Source organism: Streptomyces sp. P5F9, from assembly GCF_057961495.1.
Genome location: NZ_JBXVPZ010000063.1, coordinates 20,087 through 31,072 on the forward strand (window position 1 = coordinate 20,087; position 10,986 = coordinate 31,072).

A 10,986-nucleotide genomic window follows, 5' to 3' on the forward strand; every position below is an offset into this window, starting at 1 on the left:
GGTCCGCCCAGAGCACAGGCTCAACCGACCTGGCAGGGAAGGGCAGTTGCCGGATCACCGCCGTCGCCGTTCACGACGTATCCGAAGGTGGCGCTCTGTCCTGGACTCAGCGAGCCGTTCCAGTCGGCGTTGTGGACCATCACGTCCTGGCCGCTGTAGGTCGCGTTGCCGTTCCAGAGGCTGGCGACCGACTGGCCTGCGGGGAGTGCCCAGTTGACCATCCAGCCGAGCATCGGGACGTCGCCGGAGTTGGTGACGGTCACCTCGGACTGGTAGCCGCCGGGCCAGGTGCCGGTCGTGTGCCGGGTCGCCGAACAGACGCCGGGTACCGGGTCGGTGGGGTTGCCCGGGTCGTGAATACCCGTCACTTCGCCGTTGCCGCCGTCGAACACGACGTCCGAGCAGGAGTAGAAGGTCTCCGTGCTGTCCGAGCGCTGCCACACCATGTAGATGATGTGGCGCCCCGACTTGTCCGCCGGAAGCTGCCCGGTCCAGGAGTAGTTGGCCTCGACCGTGCCCGGCGTGCCGTTCAGCGGCGGGTGGTCGACCGTGAGGAACGGGGTGTCCTCCATGTCGTCCCAGGTGAGCGTCTTCGTCGGGTCGAAGCCATCCTTGGTGATGTAGACGTAGAACCAACCCGGGTGCGCCGCCCAGGCGTTGTACGAGAAGTCGACCGTCGCGCCGGAGGTCAGATGCGTCAACGGCCAGTCGTCGCGCGGGAGGTTGAAGCCCGTGAAGTTCGGGTTGCCGCCGCTGCACAGCTCGCCGTCCGGCACGAAGCCCCGGGTGCGGCCGGCGCCGTCGGAGCGCAGCACGGAGAACCAGTTGTAGAACGGCGTTGTGCCGCTGATCTGTTGGGCCGCCTTGCACGCCGGGTTGACGGGTTTGATCTCGCCGGTGTCGGTGAGCGCGTCCTGCCAGCAGAGGAAGGTGCGGCTGCCGGGTTTCATGGGGGTGCCGTGGGCCTCCGCCCTGCCGCCGGTGGCGAGGATCAGGGCCAGGGCGGGGACGGTGGTGAGCAGGGCGAGGAGCACGAGGAAGAGGGCTCGGTGGGGGGTGGGGCGCGGTAATCGCGGTACGGCACCGGGAGTTGGGCTTGGATTTGTCACGGACATGACAGTTCTACGTCCCTTCGGTCGGCGGGTGCGAGGAACGTGCGGAGGTGACTGCGTGGGGTGGGGCGACCCGGCCACCCGGCGGGTTCCGGACCGCCGGACGGGTGGGAGCGCTCCCACCCCACTTGTCCGTGAAGTTAGCGCGGACTGGGGTGGCTGTAAACGGCGGGGGCCACTTGAAGTGGCTGTGACCTTCAGACCTTCACGGCACCGCAACGGGTGGTCGCCGGTGGGGCATCCACAGACCGGGGCGGGCTTCTGGTGGAGTGTCAGACGTCCCAGGCGGCCCGGATCGCTGCCGCTTCGCGTTCTGCCTGGTGCTTGCCGATGAGGAGAGCCTGGCCGGTGATCTCGGGGTCCATCATTTTCACCGGAGCCTTGAGACGGCTGAAATCGGGGTCCACGGGTATCAGCCGGGTGGTTTCGCGCAACTGGGCGAGTTCCGCGTCCGCTCTCACGGTCGAGGCGGAAAGCTCGCTGCCGGCTCCGCCGCCCCGGGACCCGAGGGGAAGGCAGGAAATGGCCACGAGAAGGTCGGCCGGCGGGGCCACCACCGCGTTCAGGTGATTGAGGATGCCGCCGTCCATGTAGCGGGCTCCTTCGATGATGACGGTGGGGAACAGCATCGGGACGACGCAACTGGCGGCGACAGCGTGCAGCAGCGGCACACCGGATTCCTGGCCCCACACGACGAGCTCGCCGGTGTCGGTGTTGATCGCGGTACATCGGAACCCGGCGGGCCAGGCGGCACCGTCGAGTGTTTCGAGCAGGCCGAGGTAGTCGTCCTCGGTGAGCGTGGTCGTCGCCTCCTGGGCCGCGGAGCCGATCGCCCGTAGCGCTTGCCGCGGGTCGGCGGCGAGGGCGGCTCGGCGCGAGGCGTTCAGGAAGGCTTCCGAGCCTGCCGTCAGGCCGGCGAAGTCAATCCTCCGCCCGACCGCCGCCAGGACCGCGAGGGCGTCGGTGGGCTCGCGGCCGCCGGCCAGCAGCGCACCGACCAGAGCTCCGGCGGACGTTCCCACGATGACCGAGGCCCCCGTCAGGTCGACACCGGCTTCGCGCAGCCCAGTGAGCAGGCCTGTCTGCCAGGCGACACCGACGGTGCCGCCGCCCCCGACAACGACCGTGCGCGTCCGTGAGTCCATTCGCCGAGAAGGACTCCCGCCTTCTTCGATCGCGTTCAGTGCCATGTCAGGCCTCCCGGTCCGCTGCGGCAGTTCGCTCAACCGCCGTTGAGCAGAGACCGTACCCCATTCACTCAACGCCTGTAGAGTGAGACCGTGACCGAGACCTCCCGTGACGCCAGACGCGCCCGTACCGCACAGCGGATCCTCGACGCCGCCCGGCAGGAATTCGCGGCACGAGGCTTCGACGGCGCGACGATCCGGGGTATCGCCGGCGTGGCGGGAGTGGATGCCTCGCTGGTGATGCAGCACTTCGGCTCGAAGGCCGCCCTTTTCAACTCGGCCGTCCAACTGCCCGGCGACGACGAGCAGAGCGCCGCCGAGCATCTTCTGGAGGTCCTCGCCGTCCGGCTGGGTGAACTACCCCCCGAGACGACCGCTCTGGTCCGGTCCATGCTGACGGTGCCGGAAGCGGCGGACTCGATGCGGTCCTTCCTCGACGAACGCGTCGACAACCTCGCCCGGTCACTGGACGGGGACGACGCACACCTGCGCGCCCTGATCACCGTGAGCGGCATCCTCGGCCTGACGATCACGCAGCACTTCCTGAAGCTGCGCGCCTTCGACGACGTCTCCCACGCATCGTTGCTGGAGGCCGCCCGCGGTTGGACCGCATACCTGTCGAGCGACTCGTGAACCTGCCGCCCACGGATGCGGCCGCGGCCTGGTCCCCTACGATCCCGACATGATCACAGTCGCCGTCACGGTCGCACTGGCCTTCGCCGGGTATGTCGCCACGTACCTCAACGGCCTGCGGTTGACGCAGCGACAGGAGCGGCTCGCCCGGGTCAATCGTCAACTCAGCGACCTCTACGGGCCGTTGTTCGCGCTGACGGAGACCAACACCCGCACCTTCGCCGCGTTCCGGAAGCGGCACGCCCGTCACGAGGGCATCTCGCCCTTCAGCGACGAAACCCCGCCGACCGACGAGGAACTCGCCGAGTGGCGGCTGTGGGTGATGACCGTTTCCCTGCCGGTCCTGCGGGAGATGCGCGATCTCGTCGTCCGGCGGGCGGATCTGCTGCGCGAGCCGGAAATGCCGTCGGTGCTGCTGGATCTGTGCGCGCACACGGCGGGATACGAGATCACCGTGGCGCGCTGGGCGCGGGGCGACTTCTCGGAGCACCTGTCGATGGTCTGGTTCCCCGGCGCGGAGCTGGCCGCATACGCGCGGCAGGGCTTCGGCGAACTGAAGCTGGAACAGGCGCGGTTGCTGGGTGGCCGTGCGGTCGGCGGCGGATGACCGCGGCGGCCGAACGGGCCGATGTGCCGGGTGGGGCGGGCGGACCTTCCGCCGGATGACGCCACAGTGGCCCCACAGACTTGACCTGGTTTTGGTCAAGCGCGCCATGTGGTGACTGGCGTTCGGTCCTGTCCACTTGTCGCATCCACGGGGTTGGTTCCTGACGTTTTCTGGGTCGAGTGGGCGTTGCGATGGAGGAACAGCTCATGAGAAGACAGATCCGCGGTGCGCCGGCCGCGTTCACCGGAGCGCTGCTGCTCACCATGGGAGTGACCGCGACCGGCGGTCGTTCCGCGCGGGCCGATGACAACGGTCGTTCGGGCTCGACTGGGCGCCCGCGTCGGGCGACAGCACCACCCGTACCGTGACCGCCGTTCTGTCCGACAACGGGTCGCGGTCGATCACCGATGCCGGCCTGACCCTCACCGGGCCGGCCGGCACGAAGATCACCACGCACTCCGTGACGCGGGGCCGGACGGTCCGTGGCGGCCATGCGCTGAAGGCCACCTACTCCGTGTCCATCCCGCCCTCGGCGAAGCTCTTCGCCTCCAACGACTTCCAGGGGACGGCGAGTTACCGCTTCCGGTCGTGGGGGAGGACCCGCCTCACCGCCGGTGACACGATCATCGTCAACCACCAAGTGACCGCCCCTTACCGGACGTTCGCGTCCACCACCGCGAGCTTCAGCGAGTCCGGTACCCAACTCGGCATCCGGGCGCAGGGTGCGGACCTGTACAACGGCACCAACGAATACGGCTCGGTCTATCTGCCCGGCGCCGAGCACGACGGTTCGGTGACGACCGTGAAGCTCGACTCGCAGTCGAACACGGATGTTTGGGCGAAGGCCGGGGTCATGGTCCGCAACGACATCACCCAGCCCAACACCTCACCCGGGTACGTGGCCCTCGTCGCGACCCCGGGCAACGGCTACCTCCTCGACTGGGACAGCGACGGCGACGGAAAGCTGGACTCGCAGGACTCCGCCGGAACCGCCGCCTACCCCTCGTGGCTGAAGCTCGTCCGCAACGGCACCAGCTACAGCGGCTATTACTCGTCCGACAACGCCACTTGGGACCTGGTCGGCACCCTCACCGTCCCCACCGCCGCGGCCACCCAGGACGTCGGCCTCACCCAGACCTCGCACGCCTCGGGCACGACGGGCGAGGCCGACTTCGACGGGTTCACGACCAGTCCCTAGCCCAGTGCCCCAAGTCCCGTACGGCGGCCGGTGCTCTCCTAGACCGGCGCCGTGCGGGCGCGCATCGCCGGTTCGGCGGGCGGGAGTTCGGTGGCGGCGGCCGGGAGTTCGATGGTGAACTCCGTGCGGCCCGGGACGCTGGTCACGTCGATGCGGCCGCCGTGGGCTCCGGTGATCGCCGTGGCGATGGCCAGGCCGAGGCCGGAGCCGCCCTCCTTGCCGCCGGCCCGGGCGCGGGAGGCGTCGGCGCGGGTGAAGCGTTCGAAGACCGTGGGGAGGAGGGCCGGGGGGATGCCGGGGCCGTCGTCGCGTACCCGGATGACGACGGTACGGTCGGCGGTGGCCTCGACGCTCGCCGTGACCGTCGTGCCGACTGGTGTGTGCATCCGCGCGTTGGCCAGCAGGTTGGCCAGCACCTGGTGCAGGCGGGCCTCGTCGCCGACCACCAGGGCCGGGGCGTCCAGGGACAGATGGAGCTGCCACTCGTGGCCGGTGCCCGCGGCGCGCGCGTCCCACACCGCCTCGGCGAGCAGCGCCGCGAGGTCCACCTCGGCGGACTGCAACGGCCGGCCCTCGTCGAGCCGGGCGAGGAGCAGGAGGTCCTCCACGAGGCCCGTCATGCGCGCCGACTCGGCGGTGACCCGGCGCCAGGCGAGACCCGGCTCGATGCGGTCGGTGCCGCGGTTCATCAGCTCGGCGTAGCCCGCGATGGAGGCGAGCGGGGTGCGGAGTTCATGGCTGGCGTCGGCGAGGAAGCGGCGCATGCGTTCCTCGCTGCGGCGCATCTGCTCCTCGCTGCGCTGGCGTTCGGCGAGCGAGGACTCGACGTGGTCGATCATGCGGTTGAGCGCGGCGCCGACCTGGCCGGCCTCGCTGCCGGGGTCGGTGTCCCGCTCGGGGACCCGGGTGAGGGCGGTGACCTCGCCGTGCCCGAGCTGCGAGCGGGAGACCTCGACCGCGGTGGCGGCGACCCGGCCGAGCGGCCGTAGCTGCCGTCGTATGACCACCGCGCACAAGAAGCCCGCCGCGGTCAGTCCGGTGAGGGCGACGGCCGCCTCGACCGCCACCAGACCGCTGATCATGTGCTGTACGTCGTCCATCGGGAGGCCGGTGAGGACCCGGACGCCATCGCTGTCGAGGGCCGTGAGCCGGTAGGTGCCGAGGCCGGGCACGGACCGGGTGTGTTTCGCGCTGTCGGCGGTGATGCCCGCGAGGGCCGTGCGCTGGGTGGCGGTGAGGTTCTGGGGCGGGGCGTCCTGTCTGACGACGGCCGCGGCGATGATCTTGCCGTTGGCGTCGAACCGTGCGGCGAGCGTCCCGACGGCGTGGCCGTTCTCCATGAGGAACCCGAGGTCCCCGTCGAAGCCCGGGTGGTGTGCGGCCCCGCCCAGGCTTCGCTGGGCCGCGTCACCGACCCGGTCGTCCAAGTCGCCCAGCAGATAGGCGCGTTGGACGAAGACGGTGGTGAGGGCCATCGTGGCGCACACGGCGACCAGGGTGGCGCTGATGAAGAGCAGGAGGCGGGTGCGCAGTGAACGGCCGCGCAGGCGGCCTCGGTTGCGGGTCAGGAGGTTCATCTGCCGTCCTCCACGGGCCGTAGGGCGTATCCCATTCCTCGCACGGTGTGGATCATCGGCGCCCGGCCCCGGTCTATCTTCCGGCGGAGGCTGGAGATGTAGACCTCGACGAGGTTGCCGCCGCCGAAGCAACTGCTCCACACCTGGTCGAGGATCTGTGCCTTGCTCAGCACCTGGCGGGGATGGTTGAGGAACAGGCTGAGCAGGTCGAACTCCTTGGCGGTGAGCTGGACCGGCTCACCGGCGCGCCGTACCTCGCGGGTCTCGCCGGTCAGGACGAGGTCGCCGAGGACCCGTACGGAGTCGTCGGACGGGGGCCGTTCGCCGCCCGCCCGGCGCAGCAGTCCGCGCAGCCGCAGCACGACCTCCTCCAGGGAGAAGGGCTTGGTGACGTAGTCGTCGGCGCCCGCTTCGAGGCCGTCGAGGCGGTGCTCGATCGCGTCGCGGGCGGTGAGCATGAGGACGGGCAGCCTGGGGTTCTCGTACCGGAGTCTGCGCAGCACCTGTACGCCGTCCAGGTCGGGCAGCATGCCGTCGAGGACGACGGCGTGCGGGGCGCAGCCGCGGGCGATCCGCAGCGCGCTGTGCCCGTCCGGCGCGGGGTAGGGCCGCCAGCCGGCCTCGGTGACCGCGACGGAGAGCAGCTCGGTGAGCGCGGGCTCGTCGTCGACGATGAGCACGCGTACGCGGCTGCTGCGGGACCCCGATGTGCCAGTCATGTCCCGATTCTGTCCCCGTCCGCTGGGGGAACCCTGTGTTCCACCTGAGTCCTGGCGATGACCTGCGCGGATGCGCGGCGGACGAACGCGGAGGGCCGCACCCCCGTCGCCGGGGATACGGCCCTCAACTGCCTTGCCGTGGCCGCTAGGACCTGTCCGGCGGATCATGCCGCAGACGCGGGGCCTGGCACGCACTCCCCCACTGCCTTAAAGGCGTGGGGGGACCCCCAGCCGCGTTGTCGTCGGTTGCCAACGCTCCGCGTTGCCGCCCTCCTCCGCCTTGCAGCTGCACGCACCAGGCCCCGCTCACCGGCGCTGATCAGATGCCGTCGGTCTCCTGCGACCTGATCCGCCGGACAGGCCCTAGTTGCGGATCAGGTTGCGCAGGACGTACTGGAGGATGCCGCCGTTGCGGTAGTAGTCGGCCTCGCCGGGGGTGTCGATGCGGACGACCGCGTCGAACTCCACGCCGGTGTCGGTGGTGACCTTGACCGTGCTCGGGGTGGTGCCGTCGTTCAGCTCGGTGATGCCGGCGACGGAGAAGGACTCCTCGCCGGTCAGTCCGAGGGACTCGGCGGACTGGCCCGCCGGGTACTGGAGCGGGATGACGCCCATGCCGATGAGGTTCGAGCGGTGGATGCGCTCGTACGACTCGGCGATGACGGCCTTGACGCCGAGGAGCGCGGTGCCCTTGGCGGCCCAGTCGCGGGACGAGCCGGAGCCGTACTCCTTGCCGGCCAGGATGACCAGCGGGATGCCCTGCTCGATGTAGTTGCGCGAGGCGTCGTAGATGAAGGAGACGGGGGCGTCCGGCTGCGTGAAGTCGCGGGTGAAGCCACCCTCGGTGCCGGGCGCGACCTGGTTGCGGAGGCGGATGTTGGCGAAGGTGCCGCGGATCATGACCTCGTGGTTGCCTCGGCGGGAGCCGTAGGAGTTGAAGTCACGCCGCTCGATGCCGTGCTCGGTGAGGTACTTGCCGGCCGGGGTGTCGGCCTTGATGGCGCCGGCGGGCGAGATGTGGTCGGTGGTGACCGAGTCGCCGAGCTTGGCGAGGACGCGGGCGCCGTCGATGTCGGAGACCGGGGTGGTCTCCATCGTCATGCCCTCGAAGTACGGGGGCTTGCGGACGTAGGTCGACTGCGCGTCCCACTCGAAGGTGTTGCCCTCCGGGATGGGCAGCGCCTGCCACTGGGCGTCGCCCGCGAAGACGTCGGCGTAGGACTTGTTGAACATGTCCTCGCCGATGGCGTTCGCCACGACGTCGTTGACCTCGGCCTCGGAGGGCCAGATGTCCTCCAGGTAGACCGGCTTGCCGTCCTGGTCGGTGCCGAGGGCGGCGGTGGTGATGTCGACCTTCATGGAGCCGGCGAGGGCGTACGCGACGACCAGCGGCGGGGACGCCAGGTAGTTCATCTTGACGTCCGGGTTGATCCGGCCCTCGAAGTTGCGGTTGCCGGAGAGCACCGAAGTGACGGCCAGGTCATGGTCGTTGACGGCCTTGGAGACCTCCTCCGGCAGCGGGCCGGAGTTGCCGATGCAGGTGGTGCAGCCGTAGCCGACGAGGTTGAAGCCGACCTTGTCGAGGTAGGGGGTGAGCCCCGCCTTGTCGAAGTAGTCGGTGACGACCTTGGACCCGGGCGCGAGGGTGGTCTTGACCCAGGGCTTCCGCGTCAGACCCTTCTCCACGGCCTTCTTCGCGACGAGCGCGGCGGCGACCATGACGTACGGGTTCGAGGTGTTGGTGCAGGAGGTGATGGCCGCGACCGTCACCGCGCCGTGGTCGATCTCGTAGGTCGAGCCGTCGGGGGCGGTCACGGTGACCGGGTTCGTCGGGACGCCGTTGCTGGCGGCCGGGGCGTCGGAGGCCGGGAAGGACTCCTTGCCCGCCTCGTCGTCGTCGGCGACGTAGTTGCGCACGTCGCTCTTGAACTGCTCGGCGGCGTTCGCCAGGACGATGCGGTCCTGCGGGCGCTTCGGTCCTGCGATCGACGGGACGACCGTCGAGAGGTCCAGCTCCAGCTTCTCGGAGAAGTCGGGCTCGGCGGCCGGGTCCAGCCAGAGGCCCTGCTCCTTGGCGTACGACTCGACGAGCGCGACCTGCTGCTCGTCACGGCCGGTCAGACGCAGGTACTTCAGGGTCTCGTCGTCGATCGGGAAGATCGCGGCGGTGGAACCGAACTCCGGCGACATGTTGCCGATGGTGGCGCGGTTCGCGAGGGAGGTGGCGGCGACGCCCTCGCCGTAGAACTCGACGAACTTGCCGACCACGCCGTGCTTGCGGAGCATCTCGGTGATCGTGAGCACGAGGTCCGTGGCGGTGGTGCCCGGGGTCAGCTCGCCCGTGAGCTTGAAGCCGACGACGCGCGGGATGAGCATCGAGACCGGCTGGCCGAGCATCGCGGCCTCGGCCTCGATGCCGCCGACGCCCCAGCCCAGCACACCGAGGCCGTTGACCATCGTGGTGTGCGAGTCGGTGCCGACGAGGGTGTCGGGGTACGCCTGGCCGTTGCGCACCATGACCGTACGGGCCAGGTGCTCGATGTTGACCTGGTGGACGATGCCGGTGCCCGGCGGGACGACCTTGAACTCGTCGAACGCGGTCTGGCCCCAGCGCAGGAACTGGTAGCGCTCGCGGTTGCGGCCGTACTCCAGCTCGACGTTCTGCGCGAACGCCTCGTGGGTGCCGAACTTGTCCGCGATGACGGAGTGGTCGATGACCAGCTCGGCCGGCGCGAGGGGGTTGATCTTCGCCGGGTCGCCGCCCAGCTCCTTCACGGCCTCACGCATGGTCGCGAGGTCCACCACGCAGGGCACGCCGGTGAAGTCCTGCATGATCACACGGGCCGGCGTGAACTGGATCTCCTGCGACGGCTGGGCCTGCGAGTCCCAGGTGCCGAGGGCGCGGATGTGGTCGGCGGTGATGTTCGCGCCGTCCTCGGTGCGGAGCAGATTCTCCAGCAGGACCTTAAGGCTGTAGGGGAGCCGGGCCGAGCCCTCCACCTTGTCCAGGCGGAAGATCTCGTACGACTCGTCGCCCACCTGCAGCGTGCTGCGGGCGTCGAAGCTGTTCGCCGACACGACAGTCTCCTTCATTGATGTGCGCGTTCCCACCGCATCCTGCCGCTACGACGTCTTGGCCGATCCGCTAAGGTAAGGCTAAGTTAGGCAAGCCTTACTACTGGGATCGGCGGAGTGTTGCGGCTGCGGTGCACCTCGGCAGATATCTCGATGTCGAGATAACTCTAGTACATGGGGGCGGGCTGGTCATGCCCGGACCCGGCCGCGCGCGAAAACCGGTGGAGCCGACGCGCCGCGTGTCCGTACCGTCCCCGGGGTGACCTATCTGAGCCCGCTCGGGTATCTGCTGGGACTTGAGGGCGCCGCCCTGCTGCGCGGCTTCCGGGAAAGAAGCGCCGACCAGGCCTTCGTCGAGGCCCGGACGGCCGAGATCCGCAGGCTGCTGGAGACCCCGGAGCTCGCCGACGCCGAGGGCGTCACAGCGGTCCCCGGCGCGATCAGTACGGCCGACGTCTATCAGGACTGGGCGCCGCACTACGACGATCCCGGCAACCAGATGATCGACATCGAGCAGCCCCTCGTCCAGCGCATCCTGGACGGCCTGCCGGTCGGCGCGGCACTGGACGCCGCCTGCGGCACCGGACGGCACACATCCCATCTGCACCGGCTCGGCCATCGCGTGACCGGCGTCGACGCCTCACCGGAGATGCTCGCGCGGGCACAGGAGCGGCTGCCGGACGTCGACCTCCGCCAGGCCGACCTGCATCAACTGCCGCTTCCCGACGACGCAGTCGACACGGTCGTCTGCGCGCTCGCGTTGACCCACGTCCCCGATCTGGCGGCCGTACTGGCCGAGTTCGCGCGTGTGCTGCGGCCCGGCGGGCATCTCGTGATCTCGGACGCGCACGTCATGTCGTCCTACCTCCGGCCCACCC

General features: G+C 69.7%; 9 protein-coding genes. 4 read left to right on the top strand and 5 right to left on the bottom strand.

Annotated elements, in window-relative coordinates; translation table 11 throughout:
• Positions 1–20: 20 nt before the first annotated feature.
• Both AC31A1_RS13690 and AC31A1_RS13695 read right to left on the bottom strand, forming a co-directional pair.
• The gene (locus AC31A1_RS13690) at positions 21–1,109 is read right to left on the bottom strand and encodes a lytic polysaccharide monooxygenase auxiliary activity family 9 protein (RefSeq protein ID WP_489653550.1); all 1,089 of its coding nucleotides are present in this window, start codon (positions 1,107–1,109) and stop codon (positions 21–23) included.
• Positions 1,110–1,384: 275 nt separating this feature from the next.
• Complete coding sequence (locus AC31A1_RS13695; RefSeq protein WP_489653551.1) at positions 1,385–2,257, bottom strand: patatin-like phospholipase family protein; 873 nt, start codon at positions 2,255–2,257, stop codon at positions 1,385–1,387.
• A 135-nt stretch (positions 2,258–2,392) separates the two neighbouring features.
• Between AC31A1_RS13695 and AC31A1_RS13700 the strand changes: the two genes are divergently transcribed.
• The 3 genes from AC31A1_RS13700 to AC31A1_RS13710 all read left to right on the top strand — a co-directional run bounded on the left by AC31A1_RS13700 (position 2,393) and on the right by AC31A1_RS13710 (position 4,737).
• Positions 2,393–2,932: a TetR/AcrR family transcriptional regulator gene (locus tag AC31A1_RS13700; RefSeq protein WP_489653552.1), complete on the top strand. Its 540-nt coding sequence runs from the start codon at positions 2,393–2,395 to the stop codon at positions 2,930–2,932.
• A 49-nt stretch (positions 2,933–2,981) separates the two neighbouring features.
• On the top strand, positions 2,982–3,539 hold the full coding sequence (locus AC31A1_RS13705) for a hypothetical protein (protein WP_489653553.1): 558 nt from the start codon (positions 2,982–2,984) through the stop codon (positions 3,537–3,539).
• Positions 3,540–3,903: 364 nt separating this feature from the next.
• The gene (locus AC31A1_RS13710) at positions 3,904–4,737 is read left to right on the top strand and encodes an NEW3 domain-containing protein (RefSeq protein ID WP_489653554.1); all 834 of its coding nucleotides are present in this window, start codon (positions 3,904–3,906) and stop codon (positions 4,735–4,737) included.
• Between the two features lie 38 nt (positions 4,738–4,775).
• On the opposite strand, the gene AC31A1_RS13715 is transcribed toward AC31A1_RS13710, so the two are convergent.
• The 3 genes from AC31A1_RS13715 to acnA form a co-directional block, all read right to left on the bottom strand.
• Positions 4,776–6,314: a sensor histidine kinase gene (locus AC31A1_RS13715; protein WP_489653555.1), complete on the bottom strand. Its 1,539-nt coding sequence runs from the start codon at positions 6,312–6,314 to the stop codon at positions 4,776–4,778.
• Positions 6,311–7,033, bottom strand: a complete 723-nt coding sequence (locus AC31A1_RS13720) for a response regulator transcription factor (RefSeq protein ID WP_489653556.1) — start codon at positions 7,031–7,033, stop codon at positions 6,311–6,313. The genes AC31A1_RS13715 and AC31A1_RS13720 overlap by 4 nt, the downstream gene beginning before the upstream one ends.
• 363 nt (positions 7,034–7,396) lie before the next feature.
• Complete coding sequence (gene acnA / locus AC31A1_RS13725; protein ID WP_489653557.1) at positions 7,397–10,111, bottom strand: aconitate hydratase AcnA; 2,715 nt, start codon at positions 10,109–10,111, stop codon at positions 7,397–7,399.
• Between the two features lie 256 nt (positions 10,112–10,367).
• Between acnA and AC31A1_RS13730 the strand changes: the two genes are divergently transcribed.
• Positions 10,368–10,986 (top strand): class I SAM-dependent methyltransferase (locus AC31A1_RS13730; protein WP_489653558.1); only part of this gene is annotated, 619 nt, incomplete at its 3' end.